Below are 20,492 nucleotides of genomic sequence, written 5' to 3' on the forward strand. Positions count from 1 at the left end.
TAATTGTGTGCCAGGAGTTTGTGCAGGCAACCGGGTAGGCTTATCCGGGCAGAGTCAGGCCGGGATCGGGATCCACAGCATTGAGCCGGTCTTCAACATGTTCATGAAGTTGGTGCGTATGTTGTTGAGGTTGTTGGTAGGTAGAACCAGCTGAGCGCTGGCGTCGCCGTTCTGATGGCATTCGGCGTAAACCAACTGCAAATCGTTGTCGGCACCCATGGGGTCAAAGATTTCGCGTTCCTTGTTCCCGCGCAGAAACCCCCAGCTATTGGCATACCGCCGTTCGTAGGTTTTGCTGGCATCCAGAGTGATGCGTGCCTCGTACACTTCAGGGTCAGCACCGTCGGCGCTGGTTCTGACGTACTCGACCGAGAACTCAAGCGCTACAATGGGATCAAAGGTGTCTTCGGTGGTCTGTGGATCCCAGTATTGGTCGCCATAACGGCTGTTCGATTCAGGGCCACAGGCGGCTAACAGCAAGGCGGTCAGCGAAATGGCCAGGGTAGACGCCTTTGACAGCAAGTAAGGGCGATCAGACACGTTCATCATGCTCTACATCAGGGTATGAAGGTAAAGTCATTGTATGCTTTGCTGAATTTGAAACGGTGACCGGGTTCTAGGTTTAGAGTATTGCTGGTGTTAAAGCGGGTGGTATTGGCCTTCTGTTTTGTGCGTTAATCCGGTACCCCGGTACCCCGGTACCCCGGTACCCCAGCATGGGCTCCCGGCAACAAATTTGAATTAACCGACTATGTAAGTACCTTCAACCGGCGCGGTGGGTGAGCGCTCAGATCATAAGAGAGAATAGTGATGAATAGATCCGTTAAGACGTTTTTGGTGGGTGTGACCGCTCTGCTGGCGGTGAATGCCTGGGCAGAGGGTGATGTGGAGGCCGGTAAGGCCAAGTCGGCGGTGTGTGCTGCCTGTCATGGGGCGAACGGGGTGTCGGCGGTGGCTATTTATCCGAATTTGGCTGGCCAGAAACAGGCCTATCTGGCCAATGTGCTGGCGGCTTATAAATCCCAGGAACGGAAAGGGGCCAATGCGGCCGTGATGTGGGGCGTGGCTGGTGGGCTCTCCGAGCAGGATATTGCCAACCTGGCCGCATACTACTCGAGTCTGCCTGCTGGCGGCTAACGGGTTACTCCACCGCATTTTCTGTGACGCTCGAAATAAAGCATCAGGGGTGCATCCGCGCCCCTTTTTTGTGTCTGGGCTGATGGCAACTGGCTTCCCTTGAAGTGCCCACAGTAACTGTGGATAAGTCTGTGGGTATACTCTTTACAGCTTGCCCGGATCGGCATGACTGTGATGTTACGCGAGCTTGATTAAAAAATGATCAGTTTTCTAAAAAACCAATAAAAACAAATAGTTATGATGATCTGTCGATCAAAATATAGCCGCCTAGCCGGGCTTTGAATGCCCGGTTCAGGTGCATTCGTTTTTGTGAATAAACACCTTCCCCGGAACCCGCATGGTTGTCAGCTTCGGAGAAAGTCAACGCTTTCGTGGTAGTAGGTGTGTCGCCAAATAGTCGGTAGCAGAGTACACTTCAGGGGCTTGAAACACGGTTCAGACACCGTCCTTTCTCTTAGTCCCAATGAGCTCTAACCGATGCACTGTCCATTCTGTAAAGCACAAGACACCAAGGTCATCGACTCACGTCTGGTTGCCGAAGGTGAGCAGGTCCGCCGTCGTCGCGAATGCCTTCAGTGTGGTGAGCGCTTTACCACCTATGAAGGGGCAGAACTGGTGATGCCCCGCATTGTTAAGCAAAACGGCAATCGCGAACCCTTCGACGAAATGAAGTTGCGCGCCGGTTTGCAACGAGCCCTGGAGAAACGGCCGGTCAGTGTTGAAGAAGTTGAAGCTGCGCTCGCCCGGATCAAACAAAGTCTGCGATCAACCGGTGAGCGCGAGTTGCCCTCGCGGCGCCTGGGCGAGGTGGTGATGAATGAGCTGCGTGAACTGGACCAGGTCGCCTATGTTCGGTTTGCGTCGGTTTATCGAAGTTTTCAGGATTTGAACGAATTTCGCAGCGAAATAGACCGGCTGGAAAAAAAGCGAACCGAATGAGGGTGGTGTGACGGATACTCAATCTGACGAATTCTGGATGGCGCATGCCCTGACCCTGGCGGCGCGGGGGAAGACCACGACCACACCCAACCCCAGGGTTGGCTGTGTGATCGTGCGTGATGGCATTAACGTGGGTGAGGGGTATCACGTTCGCGCCGGTACCGGCCATGCCGAGGTGCATGCACTGGCCGCCGCCGGAGACAAGGCGCGGGGCGCTACTGCCTACGTTACTCTGGAACCCTGCAGCCACTATGGCCGCACGCCGCCATGCGCGGAAGCATTGATTGCCGCACAAGTGGCGCGTGTTGTCTGTGCCATCGAAGACCCCAATCCGCAAGTTGCCGGAACCGGTTTGGCCCGGTTGAGTGCGGCGGGTATCGAGGTACGGTCCGGGGTGTTGAGTGCGGATGCAGAACTCCTGAACCGGGGGTTTCTGAAGCGCATGCGCACTGGCCAACCCTGGCTGACACTGAAGCTGGCGAGCAGTCTGGACGGTGCCACCGCCATGGCCAGTGGAGAAAGCCAGTGGATTACCGGCCCGAATGCGAGAGCCGATGTGCAGCAGGCCCGGTCGGAACGGTGCGCCATTCTGGCCGGAGTTGGCACCGTGCTGTCAGATGATCCCAGCCTGACCGTTCGCCTGAACGGAGCCGAACGACAGCCGGACCGCATAATCCTGGATACCCAACTGAACACACCGGCCAGCGCCAGAATGCTGTCGTTGCCTGGAAAGACCTGGATTCTGCATGGCAGCGAAGCATCTGAGGAGCACAAGCGTGCGCTCATTGCTTCGGGCGCCAACTTGGTGGTGTTGCCTGGGAATGCAGCCGGGCATCTCGATTTGACCGCCGTGATGATTTGGCTGGGCCAGCAATCCTACAACGAGGTGTGGGCTGAGCCCGGTGCAACGCTTGCGGGTGCTTTGTTGCAGGCGCATTGTGTGGATGAGCTGTGGCTGTATCAGGCACCGGTGTTGCTGGGGGCGGCTACCCGGCCACTGATCTCGGCCCGACTGGACACCCTGGCGGAAGGCCTGGCGCTATCGCTAATAGACGTCCGTGCTGTGGGTCAGGACCTGCGTCTGCGGCTGGTGCCAAAAAAGCGTTCCATGTAACGCAGGAAAAACACCCGAAAACGCAGCCTGACGCGGCGAATTGCCCCGGCATCTGGTATCATGGCGGCTTGTGAACGCCGGGCGATAAGTACCGGCGGTGACGATGGACCCGGCAGTGGGATTGAACGTGGCGCTGAACAGCATTGAAGACATCATTGAAGACATTCGTCAGGGTAAAATGGTTATCCTGATGGATGATGAAGACCGTGAAAATGAAGGCGATCTGATCGTCGCGGCGGAAAAAATCACCCCGGAGATCGTTAATTTCATGGCCGGCAAAGCCCGTGGGCTGATCTGCCTGACGCTGACCGGAGAGCGGTGTGATTTTCTCGGCCTGGAATCCATGGTCAAAAAAGACAATGGGTCGGCCTATGGCACCCCCTTTACTATTTCAATCGAAGCGGCCGAAGGCGTTACCACCGGTATCTCGGCTGCAGACCGGGCGCGCACCATTCAAGTCGCGGTCGATCCGAACAGCCAGCCCAGTGATATCGTTCAGCCCGGGCACATTTTCCCATTGCGTGCACAACCCGGTGGTGTACTCAGCCGGGCCGGCCATACCGAGGCGGGCTGCGATCTGGCACGCATGGCGGGTCTGATTCCGGCGGCCGCTATTGTCGAAATTATGAAAGAAGATGGCACCATGGCCCGTCGTCCTGATCTGGAGGCCTTCGCTGAAGAGCATGGGCTGAAGGTGGGTACCATTGCCGACCTGATCCATTACCGGATTCTGAACGAGCGCACCATCGAGAAAGTTGACCAACGTAGCCTCAGTACTCGCGCCGGTGACTTTAATGTTCAGGTATACCGTGACAGCCTGTGCGGCGGCACTCACATCGCGCTGACGCTGGGCGGACCGTTCAAGCCCGATCATCCCACCCTGGTCCGGGTGCATGTCGCCCAGACGTTGCGCGATCTGTTGGGCGTGAATCCGGCACGAGGCCACGGCTGGACACTGGATGCAGCCATGCACCGGGTTGCTGAAGAGGGCGCTGGCGTGGTGGTACTGCTGGATGTTCAGCAAGCACCTGATGTGCTGACCGAACTGAAGATGTTGCAAGGCGATGAGCGCGCCAACACACGTAACCCCAATGTCGACAAGTACGGAACCTACACCACTATTGGTACCGGCTCGCAAATATTGCGTGAACTGGGCGTTGGCAAAATGCGCCTGCTCAGTTCACCGATCAAGTTTGGCGGCATTTCAGGGTTCGATCTGGAAGTGGTCGAGTATATTCCAGCCGCGGGCGATGAAGCCTGAGGGCGGTTTGCCCAACGATTATTGATTAACCGACGGCGAGCCGGACTGGCCCGTCGTTCAGACAGGATCAGACAATGACGGCACTGACTTCAAACATTACCACCCTGGAAGGCGATTTCTCTGCCAACGACGCCCAGTACGCCATCGTAGTCGGCCGCTGGAACAGCTTCGTGGTCGAAAGCCTGCTGGATGGCGCACTCGATGCGCTCAAACGCCACGGCATTAAAGATGAGCAATTGACGGTTATTCGCGCGCCAGGCGCCTATGAGCTGCCCATCGTCTGCCAGAAGCTCGCCGAGACCGAGCGCTACAACGCCATCATCGCTCTGGGTGCGGTGATTCGCGGCGGGACACCGCATTTCGATTTTGTCGCCGGTGAAGCCGCTGGTGGCCTCAATTCAGTGGCGCTGACGGCTAGCATGCCGGTGGTGTTCGGCGTACTGACGGTCGATTCAATCGAGCAGGCCATCGAGCGAGCCGGTACCAAGGCGGGTAACAAAGGCGCCGAGGCGGCACTGGTCGCACTGGAAATGGTCAATCTGTTCAAGCAGATCGAGGGCTAAGGCATGACCCAGCGTCCCAACATGGCGGCCCGTCGCAAGGCACGCCGACTGGCCATGCAGGCTTTGTACCAGTGGCATTTGTCGTCGTCTCCGGTCAATCAGATCGAAGCGGAGTTCATCGCCGATCACGACATGGCCAAGGTGGATCAGGAATACTTCAGCGAAGTGCTGCGCGGCGTACCGCTCACGCTGTCGGAACTCGATGGCTACATTGAATCAGTCACCGATCGCTCGGTTCGGGAAATGACACCGGTGGAGCTGTCGATTCTGCGCATGGGTGCCTACGAACTGGTGCATCGCGTTGATGTCCCCTTCAAGGTGATCATCAACGAAGGCGTGGAACTGTCGAAACTGTTTGGTGCCAGCGAAGGCCACCGCTACGTCAATGGCGTACTGGACAAGCTGTCGCAACGGCTTCGGGCTACCGAAGTGACCGCTTCCCGGGCTCCTCGGGAGTAAGTGCCTTTGGTTCGTGCTGGCTACCGGGTAGTCCTATCCGGGGTCGGCGTGAACCCGTCCCTGGGGCCTAGGCTTAGGGATATGAATCCCATCCCTGGGATTCACCCTCCGGGCTCGCTTCGCTCATGCTAAAACGCTCCCGGCGTTTTAGTCCATGCCTCAGACTTCCCCGGATAGGACTACCCGGCAGCCAGCACTAGCCTGAGTGGTTGCTTTTGACTTAATTGTCATCCGTCGCGTGCTCAAGGCAATGCAGTCAACTTGAACCAAAAAAAACCGCCAAAAGGCGGTTTTTTTCACTAGCTATCTTTACTCTCAGGACTGGGCGTCGGATAGATCCATTTGAACTTCGATGCGGATCTGGCCGCTTTCCGAGCCGCTGTAACCGCGCACGTCCAGGGTGTAGTTGCCGGCTGGCAGGAACTCTTCCAGGCGTGAGTTGGTGCCGCCGCCGTCGTCGTCGTTCTCCAGCGACAAGCCGGGGCCGACCAGAGTGATCACAGTATCAACAGCCGATGAAACCGTTTCTATGCGTACCGTGCGTGCCGCGTCGAGACTGAAGTTGTAGGTCAGGCTGCTACTGCTCTGGAGGTTGCCATAGACAATATCGCCCGCTCTCAGTTCGCCACTGTTCATCATCTGGCCCTGAACCTCACTGCTGTTGACCGTCAGATCGTACAGGCCGTTGCCGGAATAGCTGCCGACAGTAAGCGTGTAGGTGCCTGGTTGCAGGATGGTAGTAATCAGCGAGTTGGTGTCGCCGCCGCCATCATCGTCGCTTAGGTCCAGGCCATTGCCGGACAGGGCCAGGGTGGTATCGAAGCTGGCGGAGTTCAGCGCGATGCTGACGTCAGAGGCCTCATCAATGGTCAGGGTGTAGCGGTTGTCGTTGTTGGTACGCATGCCGATCAGGCTGCTGCCCGGGGCGATCTCACCGCTGTTGCGCAGGTCGCCTTCGAAGGGCGTTACCTGGGTTTGCAGAGTGTAGATGCCATCTACCGGGTAACTCTCATAGCTGAGCGCGGTCACCGTATACTGGCCAGGCATCAGAATAGACGAGAGCTGGGAATCGGTGCCGTCGCCATAGTCATCATTATCGAGCTGAACATTGTCACCGGTGATCGACAGCATGGTGTCAAAGTCGGTGGAAGCGAGGCTGACCACCACTTCTGACGGGTGATCGAGCTCAAGCAGGTAGCGGTTACCCTCGGCAGACAGCATCAAACCGGTCAGGGTTTCATTGTCTTCCAGGGCGCCGCCGTTGCGAATGCCTTCGGGCAATATAGTGCTGGCGGTCGCTAGCTGATAGAAACGGCCTTCATCGACCAGAGCATCGGTGCACAGGGGCGATTCGACTTCGTAGTCGTCGTATTCATCGATTGCTGCGCTCGGGCGGCGGCCTGGCTGCAGAACCAGTTCGTATTCGCCGGGCTCGAGGTAGGCATCGAGTGTCAGGGTGCTGTCGCCACAGGCAACGGCTTCCGCGTTAACCGTAGGGCCACTCAGATGCATGCCCAGAGAGCGGCTGGCGTCGTTCAGTGTGAAACTGATTTGAGTGGGTGAGTCAATGCTCAGCGGGTAGCGGGCCGGGCTGTTGTCTGTTTCCAGAGAACCGACCAGCGATTGGTCCGGGCTCAGAGTGTCGGCCTGGCTGGCAACGTTCTGGTCGATCAGGCGGTAGGGGCCATAAGCTTCATCATCGTTGCCGTTGACCACCAGTAGAGAGCACTTGCCAGCGTCCGGTCCCATCAGAATGCTGATAGCGTCGCTGCTGGCCGGGTCTACACTGGCCTGGTCGATCAACCAGCCCTGTTCGTTAAACAGGGTCAGCTCGGCGGCAAAGGGAGCCTGAAAACGGTAAAACGCACGGGGTTCGGCCTCCGTGGCGCAAAACCAGTGTGCCGAGAAGCGGGCGCCGTTGTTCAGGTTGGAGGGGCTGGAGGTATTCAGTTCCGATTGCAGCCCTTCGCCGCTGACCAGGGCCGGTGCCTCCACAAAGCGGTCGGAACCGGTAGTCGCGCAGCCGCTGGCCAGTGCCAGTGCGGTAAGAGCTGGCAGCCATCGGGCAGTGCCGGAGGAAAATCGAAGTGCAGAGTGAGTCACGTTTACGTCTCCATACGTTGTTGAAAACCTGCCTGTTCAGTCGGTACGCCGGTCAAGCCAGTCGCCGGGTTAGGGATGGGTCTGACTTCCTGGTCACACGCTCAAACCGGTCGACCCAATGCGATTCGGAATCCCGCCGGGCAAGACTTGGCACTATAGGGCGATTTTAAAGTCGGGTCCAGTCACCCTGGCCCGGTTCGATCGGTGGTTCTCATTTTTGGAATTTAATTGAGTGGCCTTGGCCCGCGTCAGCTACCGGTGGTACCTCGGCGGGGTCGGCGTGAATCCGTCCGTGGAGCCTAGGCCGCAACATCCATGTTGCGGACTCCCCCGCAGAGGCACCACCGGTAGCCGCCGCTAGTACTGTGCCTCCCTTGATAAGTGAGAATCCTATTCTTGTAATAACGCCCACTGTTCCCGCAAGGCGAGCAGGTGGTCACTCCAGAAGCGCTGGCTGTCGAACCAGGAGAAGGCGCGCGGGAAGGCCGGGTCGTCCCAGCGCTGGGCGATCCAGAGGGTGTGGCGAATCATGTGAACGGTGCGCAGGGGTTCGAGCAGCGACAATTCCTTGCGCGGGAATGGCCGGAATTGCTCATAGCCTTCCTCCAGTTCATTGATCTGACGTGCCTGTTCCTGCTTATCGCCCGACAGCAGTTTCCAGATGTCCTGGGCGGCGGGGCCCATCACGGTGTCGTCGAGATCGACGATCAGCAGTTGGTCGTCGCGACTGAGGATATTGCCAGCGTGGAAGTCGCCGTGAATGCGTATTGAAGTGGCCTGACGGAACAGCGGCTCGAAACGACGTTGAATCAACTCGGCAATCGGCGCCAATGTTGCCAGGTAGTTGGCCCGCAGGTCGTCGGGCAAGAGGGGGCTGTCGGCGAAAAAGCGTTGCGCCTGAACGATGGGCTCGGTCAGCGAGAGGCTTGGCCGGTGTTTGAACACGGCCGTTTCGCCGACGTTATGCAACCGGGCCAGGTGCTGGCCAATGCGGTACATCTGGTCCGGGTTGTCGAGTTCGAAGGCATGGCCAGCGCGCATGTCGAAACAGGCAAACCAGAAGCCATCGCGCAGATGAAGGATGTCGTCGCCCAGCGTCATCGCTGGTACCACCGGGATTTCCGCCTCGAACAATTGTTCGGTAAAAGTCAGTTCTTCGCGAATTTGCGCCTCACTCCAGCGTCCCGGCCGGTACGCTTTCAAAACCACTGGCGAGGCATCTTCAATGCCCACCCGGTAGACCCGGTTTTCATAGCTGTTGAGGGGGTATATGCGGTAGTCGGACAGGGTCCCGAGTGATTCCATCCAGTCGATGATGCGATCCTGACTGAGGCTGTCGAACGGGTGTGCAGAGGTAGACATGGGAAACCCTGAAAAAAGAGAGGGCCCATTGTAGTGCATTTACGGCGCCTGTCATTGTTCTCCTGGCGACCTGCTAAAGATTTCCGAGTGGGGTCCGGGCGAGCGTCCACAGCTCGATCTGTTGCACTCCAGCACGTTTCAGCGTTCGGGTCAGTTCGGCGGCGGTGGCCCCGGTAGTTAACACATCGTCGACAATGGCAACGCGTTTCGGGGGTGGCTGTTGTATGAGGAAGACCCCTTTCAGTGCTTGACGGCGTTGTACCCGGTTAAGACCTTCTAGCGGTGGTGTTGGGTGCTGTTTGATCAGACCGGTCCAGACCGGCAATCCGGCCTGACGGGCCCAGTGGTCAGCGAGCCACTCTGCCTGATTAAAACCCCGTTTGCGGGCCTTGGATCGATGCAGGGGCACCGGTACCAGGGCGTCAACCGATGGCTGGTGCATCGCCTGATGCTGCCACCACTGCCGGGCCAGTGCCCGTGCGCTGGCAAAGTCCCGATGGTATTTCATGCGGTGAATCAAAAATCGGGTTGCACCTTCAAGCACCCAGCCGACGGTTGCTGATTGCCAGGGTGGTGGGCGCTGCTGACACCGGCCACACTGTGTATTGAGCGTATGAGGGGCTGCGCAGCTCGGGCAGGGGTCTGGCAAGGGCTGTAACCAGCCTGCACACACCTCGCACAGATGGCTGTTTACCGAGCGTTGTTCACACAGTGGACACAGGCTGTCTATAACCTGTTCCAGTAACTGGTTAACGGCGACGCCTAGCGATGGGCTTTTTAAGTTGATCCCTGGCATTCCGGGGTGCTCCCTGACCTCCGGTATCTGTATTTCCGCCCGGCAAATTATGGCGAGGCTGTGATGGTATCGGCAATATAGAGATCATTGTGCTCAATTTTATGGTGTGACGGCAGCTGCAGGTCAGAATTTCTTCAGGTTGGGTCCACGCCGCATCTCGGCAAAGATACTCAGTTCCCAGGGCCGCATCGCCAGCACCATGCCAGTGCCGAAGGTCTCTTCCAGCGGTAACTTACCGTCTTCCTTGCTCAGTTCGTCAAACTCTCGGGCTAGCCTGCGAATGCTGTTTTGCAGGTGCATGTTTGACTGCCGCGTCAGCATACCAGCGACAAACACCAGCAGTTCCCCGGCTTTTGGGTCAAATTTGCAATTGAAAAAATCGCGAGCCACGTTTTGCTCGAAAAAACGATAAACCGGTCCGTTGTGGATCCAGCGAAAATCACGTGACAGCTTGGTTTTAACCCGGTTACCCGGCAGTAATTCGATAATGCCGAGCCGGTCCAGCCGGGCCAGCAGGCGAGTCGCCTCGAATTCGTTAATCAGGTAGGTTGAGGTAATATCTTCGTATTCCCAGCGGTTGACCAGCAATTGGGCAACCAGCAGTAACTTGGGGTCGGACACCAGTTCACGCTCATCGTCTTCGCTGAGCTCATCCAACACCATGGTGCCCTCATGCATCCGTGCCATCAGATACCCCAGATCGGCCCCGGCCATGTCGCAAATCTCTTCCAGACGATTCAACGTAAAGTGGCGTTTGGAAAACATGCGTTTGACGTTGGCTTCGCTGAGCTTGAGCTTCTCGGCAACCTCGGCGTAGGTGATCTTTCGCTCACGCAGGAGTTTTTTCAGGGTGTCGATGAGCTGTACAGTCTGAGACATGATGTCCTTGGTGAAGGTAGCGCAATATGCTACTAATGGTCGCACATCTTTCAACTTCATGTACAGTGCTTGTGGTTACCCCCAGAGCGCCTACTATGGCAACCTGCACCGGTATAAAGGCCTGTGGCGATGTAAAGGGCCGATTCGCAACACGGCACCGCCAGGTGATGCTGAACGTGAGCGACCGTCAGGTTTCAGGGAGTAACCCATGCTAAAACTCAAGATAATGACAGGGCTGGGGCGGCTGTTCAGTCGCGCCTTGCTGGGCCCGGTTCATGTGCATGGCAGTGATCCCCGTACGACTGATATTGATGTAATCATAATGCCGCGCAGTGTGAGCCCGGCCGATGGCTGGTTGTTCTGGTCGCGGCTGAAACGTCCTCCGTTGTTTGTTGAAGGTGAGCGGACTTCCAATGGCTGGGGCCGTTGGCGGCGTACAGCGGGCCGAAGCGCGCGAGCAAACGGGGGCATTCTGGAGGAGCAGCTGGCGGCTTTTCTAAATTCAGGACGGTGTCTGGTCATGTCGATCAACGGCGAGTCGTCCGAAGAGATCGAACAGATACAGCGTCTGTTGCGTGGCTTGCACAACCACCACCGTCATCTGCGGGTACAGGTGTTGACCTTTAACTACGATTTTCGTCACACCCTTGGCAGCCCTATTCACTGGATTTGGCGTCCCGGCGTCATCGATATGGTGGTCGAGCCGCTGCACATTCTGAAAGAGTTGCAACGCCTGCAGAAACTGGCCTGGTCGATCAAAGGCTATCAGACACTGCCGCAATGGCCGCTGATATCCCAGTCTGGTCGGGTGCCGTCCAGTCTGTTGTTGTCCTGGCACGAGGTACGGGCGCAGCGGCGCTGGCGCTGGCCGAAGCCTTTGGCCTGGCTCTGGTTGCCCGGAGCGCTGATCTCGGCGCTGTTTAATGCGGTGCCCTTGCTGGTGGCTTACGGCGTCAGTCACAGCGCCCAGCAATGGCGCATAGAACGGCAGATCGCCTGGTTGGGCCCCTTGTACCTGGTCAATCATGCGCTGATCTGGACACAGCTGGGCCTGCTGTATGGGCCTTGGGCGTGGCCTTACATCGTCATCGTGGCCATGGGCCTGCAACCGCTGGGACGTCTGGCCGATGCCATCTTGCAACAGGATGAACTGGGCGGATCACGTTCGGTGCGGGAACGCATGGTGAATTATTTCGATTAGGTGATATCTGACCTGTTCATGTTCCGGGTCGAGCCAGTGATTGAGGTTAAGGTTGTCAATTGCCTGGACACCGGCCGTGCATATTCGGTAAAATCCCCGAAATTTGGGCGCGGCACCCAGATGGTTTTGCACGACGTTTGCGAACAACGATCGTTACCTGAGCCAGCAACAGCAGCTAACCAATTCGGAACGACAACGCAAAAGTGAATGATGGGCGAGATGGGGGTTTCTTCATCTCGCTTTTTTGCGAAAGGGGTTGGGAGAACTGTCTGACTGGTCAGTTTTAACGGTCAGTATCCGTAAATGTCCATGCCGCGCCTTGCCAGTGACTTTCCAGTCATTGCCCACTCGCACTGCAAGATAGAGGAACGGATCTTTGAGTACGCCAGCCATACTCGCACTAGCTGACGGCAGTCTGTTTCGGGGGGTCAGCATTGGCGCCCCGGGAGAATCGATCGGTGAGGTGGTGTTCAATACCGCCATGACCGGTTACCAGGAAATTCTGACAGACCCCTCCTATGCCCGCCAAATCGTTACCCTCACTTACCCGCACATCGGGAATACCGGTACCAATTCCGAAGATGAAGAATCGGAACATGTCTGGGCCGCTGGTCTGATTATTCGTGATTTGCCGTTGCTGCACAGTAATTTCCGCAGCGAGCAGTCATTGCAGGGCTACTTGATCGACAACAATGTGGTTGCCATCGCCGATATCGACACCCGCCGCCTGACACGCTTATTGCGGGAAAAAGGTGCGCAAAGTGGTTGCATCATGGCGGGCGAGAACCTCGACGAAGCGCGGGCGCTGGAACTGGCCCGGGGTTTTGCCGGACTCAAAGGCATGGACTTGGCCAAAGAAGTCACCACCGACACCGCCTATCAGTGGCGCGAAACCAGCTGGTCATTGAATGACGGTCACCAGGTACGTGGTGATGAAGAATTGCCGCTGCATGTGGTTGCCTACGATTACGGTGTAAAGCGCAACATTCTGCGCATGCTGGTCGACCGTGGCTGTCGCCTGACCGTGGTGCCGGCACAAACACCGGCCGCCGATGTATTGGCGCTCAAGCCCGACGGCGTGTTCCTATCCAATGGCCCGGGCGATCCGGAACCCTGTGACTACGCCATTGAAGCCATACGCGAATTGCTGGAGACCGATATTCCGGTCTTCGGTATTTGCCTGGGCCACCAGTTGCTGGGCCTGGCCAGTGGCGCCAAAACGCTGAAAATGAAATTCGGTCACCACGGTGCCAACCACCCGGTGGAAGTGATGGCAGACAACACCGTAATGATTACCAGCCAGAACCATGGCTTTGCAATCGATGGTGACACCCTGCCCGCCAACCTGGTGGCTACGCACCGTTCTCTGTTCGACGGCTCACTGCAGGGCGTGCACCGCACTGACAAGGCCGCTTTCAGTTTCCAGGGGCACCCGGAGGCGAGTCCGGGTCCGCGCGATTGCGCCCCTTTGTTTGATCACTTCATCGAACTGATGCAAGCGGATCGCCGATGAACGGTTCACGCCAGACGCCTGTAAACGTCTCCCGTATTCCGTCCAGCCATCTGCTATGAGCGAAGCGAATCATGCCAAAACGTACTGATATCAAAAGCATACTGATCCTCGGCGCTGGCCCTATTGTAATCGGCCAGGCCTGCGAATTTGATTACTCCGGAGCCCAGGCCTGCAAGGCCCTGCGTGAAGAGGGCTACCGCGTCATTCTGGTAAACTCCAACCCGGCCACCATCATGACCGACCCGGCCATGGCCGATGCCACCTACATTGAACCGGTGGTGTGGAGCGAAGTCGCTAAAATTATCGAGAAAGAACGTCCCGATGCAGTGTTGCCGACCATGGGCGGCCAGACCGCATTGAACTGCGCACTGGATCTGGAACGTGAAGGCGTACTGGAAAAATTCGGGGTGCAGATGATCGGTGCCAACGCCGATACCATCGACAAAGCCGAAGACCGCGAGCGGTTCGACGACGCCATGAAAGCCATTGGCCTGGAAACCCCGCGCCATGGTATTGCCCGGTCGATCGAACAGGCCTGGGTAATACTCGAAGACATTGGCCTGCCGTGCATCATTCGCCCCAGCTTCACCATGGGTGGCTCCGGCGGTGGCATTGCCTACAACCGGGAAGAATTTGCAGAAATCTGCGAACGCGGGCTGGACCTGTCACCGACCCGTGAACTGCTGATCGATGAAAGCCTGATCGGCTGGAAAGAATACGAAACGGAAGTGGTGCGCGACAAAGCGGATAACTGCATTATTGTTTGTACCATCGAAAACTTTGATGCTCTGGGCGTGCACACCGGCGACTCCATTACCGTTGCCCCGGCTCAGACGCTGACCGACAAGGAATATCAAATCATGCGTGACGCCTCGCTGGCGGTGTTGCGTGAGATTGGTGTTGAAACCGGTGGCTCCAACGTCCAGTTTGGCATCAACCCGGAAAACGGTCGCATGGTGGTCATTGAAATGAACCCGCGGGTAAGTCGCTCTTCGGCGCTGGCGTCGAAGGCGACTGGCTTTCCGATTGCCAAGATCGCCGCCAAGTTGGCGGTGGGTTACACCCTTGATGAACTGCAGAACGACATCACCGGCGGTGTTACTCCGGCCTCGTTCGAGCCGAGCATCGATTATGTGGTCACCAAGATTCCACGCTTTGCGTTCGAGAAATTTCCGCAAGCCAACGATCGCCTGACCACCCAGATGAAATCGGTTGGTGAAGTCATGGCCATTGGCCGTAACTTTCAGGAGTCGGTTCAAAAAGCCTTGCGCGGTTTGGAAGTCAGCGCTGCCGGTTTCGACAGCAAGGTCGATCTGAACACCGACGAAGCCAACGACATCATCGTGCGCGAACTGAAAGAACCCGGCGCCGAGCGCATCTGGTACATCGGCGATGCGTTCCGGGCCGACTTCAGCGTCGAGGAAGTCCACCGCCTGACCGGGATCGACCCCTGGTACCTGGTGCAGATCGAAGATCTGATCAACGAAGAAAAAACCCTGCAGGAATCCGGCATGAAAGACCTGGGTGCCGATGCCATGCGTCGCCTCAAGCGCAAGGGTTTCTCCGATGAGCGGCTGGCCTTCCTGATGGGCGTCAGCGAGAAAGAACTGCGCAAAAAGCGCTGGGCTCAGGGTGTTCGTCCGGTTTACAAGCGGGTGGATACCTGTGCCGCCGAGTTTGCCTCCAGCACCGCCTATATGTATTCCAGTTACGACGAGGAATGCGAAGCCGCGCCGAGTGATCGTGAAAAAATCATGGTCATCGGCGGTGGTCCGAACCGGATTGGTCAGGGTATTGAGTTTGACTACTGCTGCGTGCATGCCGCACTGGCGGCGCGTGAAGACGGCTTTGAGACCATCATGGTCAACTGCAATCCGGAAACCGTGTCGACTGATTATGACACCTCAGACCGCTTGTATTTCGAGCCGGTCACACTGGAAGACGTGCTGGAGATCATTGATCTCGAAAAACCCAAAGGCGTTATTGTTCAGTTCGGTGGTCAGACCCCTCTGAAACTGGCGCGTGAACTCGAAGCCGCTGGTGCACCCATCATCGGCACCTCGCCGGATGCGATCGACCGGGCGGAAGACCGCGAACGTTTCCAGGTGATGATCGAAAAACTGAACCTGTTGCAGCCAGAGAACGGCACCGCACGCAGCCTGGAACAGGCACTGACCATTGCCCGTCGCATTGGTTACCCGCTGGTGGTGCGGCCGTCTTATGTTCTCGGTGGCCGGGCGATGGAAATCGTCTACGAGGAAGCCGAGCTTGAGCGCTACATGCGCGATGCGGTGAAGGTCTCCAACGACTCGCCGGTACTGCTCGACCACTTCCTTGATTCGGCGATCGAGATCGATATCGACGCGGTCAGCGACGGCCAGCAGGTAGTGATTGGCGGCATCATGCAGCATATTGAACAGGCCGGGGTACACTCCGGTGACTCCGCCTGCTCATTGCCGCCTTACAGTCTGCCCGAGAAAGCCCTGGATCTGATTCACCGGCAGATCACCGACATGGCGCTGGAACTGAACGTCATTGGCTTAATGAACGTGCAGATGGCGTGGCAGGATGAACAGCTGTACATCATTGAAGTGAACCCGCGTGCCTCGCGGACAGTGCCTTTTGTCTCCAAGGCGATCGGCGTTTCGCTGGCCAAGGTGGCTGCTCAGGTGATGACCGGTAAGACCCTGGCCGAGATTGGTTTCACCACCGAGATCATCCCGAATTACTACTCGGTCAAGGAAGCGGTGCTGCCGTTCAACAAGTTCCCGGGTGTCGACCCGATCCTCAGCCCGGAAATGAAATCCACCGGCGAGGTGATGGGCACCGGTGATACCTTTGCCGAGGCCTTCGCCAAGGCAGTGTTGGGTGCGGGTATTACCTTGCCGCAGAAAGGCATCGTAATCATCTCGGTCAAAGACCGCGACAAGAAGGCCATTCTTGGTGTGGCACGCTCACTGGACGAACTTGGCTTCGATGTCCGCGCAACGGAAGGGACGGCGAAGTACCTGACAGAGCAGGGGGTCAGTGTCTCGGTTGTGAACAAGGTCAAGGAAGGTCGGCCACACCTGGTGGATATGATCAAAAACCACGAAGTGGTGTTTATGATCAACACCACCGAAGGGCGTCAGTCGATCATCGACAGTTCCGAAATTCGTCGTAGTGCATTGCAGCACAAGGTTTATTACACTACGACGTTGGCAGGGGCCGAAGCGTCAGTGATGGCCATGCGCCTTGCCGGGAATACACCGGTCCGTCGGCTGCAGGATTTGCACGCCACCCAGACGTCAACCGCCTGACCGGCGAGTTGGCGGTAAAGAAGGGTGCTTAACGGCGCCCTTTTTTTATTCAGTATACTTTTTTATTGAGTTTATAAAGAAGGGGGCAGCCCGGTACGGGGTGTCCGCACGAATTTATTGTACCGGCCAGACGTGCCGGTCTACCAGGCAGGGTAACTGTATGCAACGCTATCCAATGACTCTCGAGGGCGAACTGGCTCTGCAAAATGAGCTGCGTGATCTAAAAACGAATCAGCGGCCGCGTGTGATCAAGGCCATTGCCGAAGCGCGTGAGCATGGCGATTTGAAAGAGAATGCCGAATATCATGCGGCGCGTGAGCAGCAAGGGTTTATCGAAGGCCGTATTCAGGAAATTGAGATGAAGCTGGGTAATGCCCAGGTGATTAATATTCATGACATTCCGCACAGCGGCAAGGTCATTTTCGGTACCACCGTGACCCTGTTGAACCTCGATACCGATAAAGGCGTGATCTACAAAATCGTAGGGGAAGACGAAGCCAACGTTAAAGTTAACAAGATATCGGTTACGTCCCCCATTGCCCGTGCCCTAATCGGCAAAGAGGAAGGTGATGTTGTCGTGGTGAAAACGCCGGGTGGCGATGTTGAATACGAAATCGAGCAGGTTCAGCATGCCTGAACGGGGCTGGGCAGCTGGCTGGGTCTTTTGGGCACAATAGTATTCTTAAAATCACTCTTTATCAGGCGATCAGACAAAATGGTATAGTAATACTATCCAAATTGGTTCTTTTCCAGTGACAAAGGAGTACGTCAGGGATGCGAAGCGCCTACATCACCGGGACCGGCGTTTGCCTGCCCGGAACCGCCGTCAGCAATGCCGACATGGAAGCCTACATTGGCACCCTAAGCCCGGCGCACAGTCGGCTGGGCCGGGCAACCTTGCGCCACAACGGAATACAACAGCGGCATTATGCGCGCGCGGCCGACGGGCGAACGACTCACACCAATGCTCAATTGGCCACCGCGGCTATTCGCGCGGCGCTGGGCTCGGCCCGATGCCGGGATAACCGGCTCGATCTGCTCTGTACCGGCACCACCCAGGGCGACTTGCTGGTTCCGGGGTTCGCCAGTGCCGTGCAGGCTGGGCTGGGCATCGCCAACCTGGAAATAGCCTCCTTTCAGTCGGTCTGCGCCAGCAGTCTGATGGCGCTTAAAACCGCAATGATGGCGGTACAGACCAGTCAGTCAGATGCCGCCGCAGTCAGCGGTAGCGAGTATTCCAGCCGCTGGTTCCAACCCTCTTTTTATGCCGATTCCTACCGGGACAATCCGGATCCGGGCATCGAGTTTCTGCGTTATACCCTGTCCGACGGTGGCGGAGCGGTGATTGTTGAACCCGAACCGGTAGCCGGGCGTCGCAATTTGCGCATCGACTGGATGGAACAACGCTCCTTCGCCGATCGTTTTCCCAACTGCATGTACGCCGGGGCCACTACCAACAGCGCTGACGCCATGCCCTGGAGTGTTTATGCGTCGCCGAGCGAAGCGCACCAGGCCGGAGCCATAGCCCTGAAGCAGGATTTCAAGTTGCTTTATGAGCTGTTTCCGGTCTGGATCGGCTACTATCTGGAGCTGCTCGACGCCCGCAGACTGAACCCAGCCGACATCGACGTATTTTTGCCGCACTATTCGGCAGAATCCCTGGGCCATGAAATGCAACGCCTGTTGCAGGCGACCGGCGCCATGATTCCGCAAGAGCGCTGGTTCAATACCCTGAGCGAGCGGGGCAATACCGGGTCAGCGTCTTTGTTTGTCATGCTGAACGACTGGATGGAGCGGGCCGACCCGCAGCCCGGGCAACGCCTGCTATGCTTTGTGCCGGAAAGCGGCCGGGCGTTGGCGGCTTTTATGCATTTGACGGTAGTCTAGTGGTCCCTGCGCAAAGTTCGGGTACTGTTCGCGTCGCCAGAACGCGCAGTGCTTCGTTGTTGAACCTTGAAATAGCGCTGCTATTCCGGCGGTTCGCCGCCTCGCCCTGCACATTCTGGCTGTGCTCCTTAGTACCCGAACTTCACGCATGAACCACTAACAGGAGATATCGGTATGAACAGTGCTATTTGCAGTGGCACGGATGTACAGCACGTTATGCGTCGGCTGACCCGCATCTGGAGTGAATTTGAGAGCCGGTTGCGCGCCGTCCCCATCATCGCCGATGCCCATGCCGGCCGTATCCGTTTGGCCGATTATCGCACCCTGCTCAAAGACCACTACGCTCAGGTAATTGAGGGCAGTGGCTGGATCAGCCGGGCCGCCTCGTCGGTAAGTCGGCCTTATCTGGAGCAGCGCTCCCTGTTTCTGCGCCATGCGGTCACCGAGCACCGCGACTATGAAATGCTGGTCCGGGATTTTGCCGCCTGTGAGGGAGACCTGAACGAACTGGTCGATGCCCGCAAGAACCTGGGCTCGATGGCGTTGTCGGCCTGGATGTATCATCGCGCCAGCCAGCCCAACCCCTTTGACCTGCTCGGTGCCATGTTCATCATTGAAGGGCTGGGCCAGTGGTTCGCCCGCTCCTTCGCCGAAGCGGTGACGGCAAACCTGTCGCTGACGGAAGCCCAGACCGGATTCTATCGCTACCACGCCGATCACGACCCGGACCATCTGGCCGAGCTGGAAGCCTTGCTGGGCAGCGGTGTGCTCGAAATACCGGACATGGCCGACACCCTGGTCGAAACCGCAGCGGTCACCGCCCGTCTGTATCTGTTGCAACTGGAAGAAGTGGGGCATTACGGATGAACTGGGACCTGGATTTCGAACATCAGCGCATAGACCCGCAGGACCCGAACCCCTGGCTGGCGTTGTATCTGGACCAAAGCCTTGACCTGCACGAGCCGGCCAAACGAGCGCTGCTGCGCGGCTATAATTCCAGGTCTCGCCGCTATTTGTTGCCACTGATCCGACCCCTCGCCCGGCTGAGCATCATTCTGGTCAAGCTGGTGCGTATGGTATTGCCGAACCGCTGGGCCTGGCCAAGGGCTTTGCACCGAACCATCTACTGGGGCCTGAAGCACTTCGTACGGCGCGACAGCAATTACCTGATTCTGCGCCATTTCCACATCGGCACCGAAATACTGCGGTTTATCGCCGACAACGCCGGTGTGAGTATCACTTCGACGCAGCCCCTGCGCCCTCGCACCCTGGCCGATCTAAAAGAAGACGCCTTTCTGGTGCACGACCTGAACATCTACAATTTTTTGCTGGAACTGAACACCACGCTTAAAGCCGAGGGCCGGTCACTGGAGGCGCCCGCGCAGTTGAACTTCGATTCCATCACCGATGGCGAGTTCGAACTTGACCCGGGCAATCAAGGTCGCTTTAACGTAATCGATCTGCAAACTGCCATTGAGTCCTATGTGCCGATGTATTCACTGATGCTGACCGATCACGATTTCTGGCGCGCCGCCAATTCGCTGCAATTGGATGAGACCATCGCCATCTATCTGAGTCGCCTGCTGAATGATCCGTTGCCGGTCGGTCTGGTCAACAATCGCCATCCGATGGTGCCGGTGATCACCCTGCACTCCGGGTTTCGGTTGATGCTGCACGGGCTGGATGCTGAACTGATGCATGCTTATTTGCGCCAGATGAAGCGGGCGCAGTTGGCGGCGGCTGATTAACGAGGCGCTGCGTCCTCCTGCAGTAGTTCAAAATGATTAAGACAGGTATGCACCAGCGCCAGTACAGCGTCTGCCTGTTTTGACTCCAAGGTCGTACCTTTCAGAGCGTCCAACGTTGCCTCGCTTGCGCTTAACAACGGATCAATAAACCATCACCTTGGCGCCGCATCCTGTGATGCACTGAGCAGTCTGGTGTTCCCGGGCCAATCAGGCATGACCGCGACCGGAGCG

18 protein-coding genes are annotated in these 20,492 nt (G+C 57.4%); 13 read left to right on the top strand and 5 right to left on the bottom strand.

Annotated elements, in window-relative coordinates:
* Positions 1 to 54: 54 nt before the first annotated feature.
* Complete coding sequence (locus tag WEB54_RS12860) at positions 55 to 549, bottom strand: hypothetical protein (protein ID WP_368053624.1); 495 nt, start codon at positions 547 to 549, stop codon at positions 55 to 57.
* 261 nt (positions 550 to 810) lie between these two features.
* Here WEB54_RS12860 and WEB54_RS12865 point away from each other — a divergent pair, with 261 nt between their 5' ends.
* From WEB54_RS12865 to nusB, 6 genes are all read left to right on the top strand, one after another.
* Positions 811 to 1,137 carry a cytochrome c gene (locus tag WEB54_RS12865; RefSeq protein WP_368053622.1) on the top strand — a complete coding sequence of 109 codons (327 nt, stop codon included), beginning with the start codon at positions 811 to 813 and terminating at the stop codon, positions 1,135 to 1,137.
* A gap of 477 nt (positions 1,138 to 1,614) precedes the next feature.
* Positions 1,615 to 2,076 carry a transcriptional regulator NrdR gene (gene nrdR, locus WEB54_RS12870; RefSeq protein ID WP_368053620.1) on the top strand — a complete coding sequence of 154 codons (462 nt, stop codon included), beginning with the start codon at positions 1,615 to 1,617 and terminating at the stop codon, positions 2,074 to 2,076.
* Positions 2,077 to 2,083: 7 nt separating this feature from the next.
* Positions 2,084 to 3,190, top strand: a complete 1,107-nt coding sequence (ribD, locus tag WEB54_RS12875) for a bifunctional diaminohydroxyphosphoribosylaminopyrimidine deaminase/5-amino-6-(5-phosphoribosylamino)uracil reductase RibD (RefSeq protein WP_368056054.1) — start codon at positions 2,084 to 2,086, stop codon at positions 3,188 to 3,190.
* Positions 3,191 to 3,317: 127 nt separating this feature from the next.
* Positions 3,318 to 4,451 (top strand): bifunctional 3,4-dihydroxy-2-butanone-4-phosphate synthase/GTP cyclohydrolase II, encoded by a 1,134-nt coding sequence (gene ribBA / locus WEB54_RS12880; RefSeq protein ID WP_368053628.1) that lies wholly within the window; start codon positions 3,318 to 3,320, stop codon positions 4,449 to 4,451.
* Positions 4,452 to 4,525: 74 nt separating this feature from the next.
* A complete protein-coding gene (gene ribE / locus WEB54_RS12885) occupies positions 4,526 to 5,014 on the top strand; it encodes a 6,7-dimethyl-8-ribityllumazine synthase (protein WP_368053616.1) in 489 nt (162 codons plus the stop codon).
* Positions 5,015 to 5,017: 3 nt separating this feature from the next.
* Positions 5,018 to 5,473: a transcription antitermination factor NusB gene (nusB, locus tag WEB54_RS12890; protein ID WP_368056055.1), complete on the top strand. Its 456-nt coding sequence runs from the start codon at positions 5,018 to 5,020 to the stop codon at positions 5,471 to 5,473.
* A gap of 315 nt (positions 5,474 to 5,788) precedes the next feature.
* Here nusB and WEB54_RS12895 read toward each other — a convergent pair whose 3' ends face one another.
* The 4 genes from WEB54_RS12895 to WEB54_RS12910 form a co-directional block, all read right to left on the bottom strand.
* Positions 5,789 to 7,576 carry a hypothetical protein gene (locus WEB54_RS12895; protein WP_368055844.1) on the bottom strand — a complete coding sequence of 596 codons (1,788 nt, stop codon included), beginning with the start codon at positions 7,574 to 7,576 and terminating at the stop codon, positions 5,789 to 5,791.
* 390 nt (positions 7,577 to 7,966) lie between these two features.
* The gene (locus WEB54_RS12900; protein ID WP_368055842.1) at positions 7,967 to 8,938 is read right to left on the bottom strand and encodes a serine/threonine protein kinase; all 972 of its coding nucleotides are present in this window, start codon (positions 8,936 to 8,938) and stop codon (positions 7,967 to 7,969) included.
* 73 nt (positions 8,939 to 9,011) lie between these two features.
* The gene (locus tag WEB54_RS12905) at positions 9,012 to 9,734 is read right to left on the bottom strand and encodes a ComF family protein (protein WP_368055840.1); all 723 of its coding nucleotides are present in this window, start codon (positions 9,732 to 9,734) and stop codon (positions 9,012 to 9,014) included.
* 123 nt (positions 9,735 to 9,857) lie between these two features.
* On the bottom strand, positions 9,858 to 10,613 hold the full coding sequence (locus WEB54_RS12910; protein ID WP_368055838.1) for a helix-turn-helix domain-containing protein: 756 nt from the start codon (positions 10,611 to 10,613) through the stop codon (positions 9,858 to 9,860).
* Between the two features lie 208 nt (positions 10,614 to 10,821).
* Between WEB54_RS12910 and WEB54_RS12915 the strand changes: the two genes are divergently transcribed.
* The 7 genes from WEB54_RS12915 (at position 10,822) to WEB54_RS12945 (ending at position 20,261) form a co-directional block, all read left to right on the top strand.
* A complete protein-coding gene (locus tag WEB54_RS12915; RefSeq protein ID WP_368056058.1) occupies positions 10,822 to 11,814 on the top strand; it encodes a hypothetical protein in 993 nt (330 codons plus the stop codon).
* 376 nt (positions 11,815 to 12,190) lie between these two features.
* Entirely contained in the window at positions 12,191 to 13,327 is a 1,137-nt protein-coding gene (gene carA, locus WEB54_RS12920) for a glutamine-hydrolyzing carbamoyl-phosphate synthase small subunit (protein ID WP_368055834.1), read from the top strand.
* Positions 13,328 to 13,398: 71 nt separating this feature from the next.
* Positions 13,399 to 16,626 (top strand): carbamoyl-phosphate synthase large subunit, encoded by a 3,228-nt coding sequence (gene carB, locus WEB54_RS12925; protein ID WP_368055832.1) that lies wholly within the window; start codon positions 13,399 to 13,401, stop codon positions 16,624 to 16,626.
* 160 nt (positions 16,627 to 16,786) lie between these two features.
* The gene (gene greA, locus WEB54_RS12930) at positions 16,787 to 17,263 is read left to right on the top strand and encodes a transcription elongation factor GreA (protein ID WP_368055830.1); all 477 of its coding nucleotides are present in this window, start codon (positions 16,787 to 16,789) and stop codon (positions 17,261 to 17,263) included.
* A 137-nt stretch (positions 17,264 to 17,400) separates the two neighbouring features.
* Positions 17,401 to 18,513 (top strand): 3-oxoacyl-[acyl-carrier-protein] synthase III C-terminal domain-containing protein, encoded by a 1,113-nt coding sequence (locus tag WEB54_RS12935; protein ID WP_368055828.1) that lies wholly within the window; start codon positions 17,401 to 17,403, stop codon positions 18,511 to 18,513.
* A 174-nt stretch (positions 18,514 to 18,687) separates the two neighbouring features.
* A complete protein-coding gene (locus WEB54_RS12940; RefSeq protein WP_368055826.1) occupies positions 18,688 to 19,380 on the top strand; it encodes an iron-containing redox enzyme family protein in 693 nt (230 codons plus the stop codon).
* Positions 19,377 to 20,261, top strand: coding sequence for a hypothetical protein (locus WEB54_RS12945; RefSeq protein ID WP_368055824.1), 885 nt, complete (start codon positions 19,377 to 19,379; stop codon positions 20,259 to 20,261). Before WEB54_RS12940 ends, WEB54_RS12945 begins: the two co-directional genes overlap by 4 nt.
* The last annotated feature ends 231 nt before the right edge of the window (positions 20,262 to 20,492 follow it).

Origin of the sequence: Saccharospirillum sp. (assembly GCF_040881935.1) — a bacterium.
Classification (GTDB): Bacteria; Pseudomonadota; Gammaproteobacteria; order Pseudomonadales; family Natronospirillaceae; genus Saccharospirillum.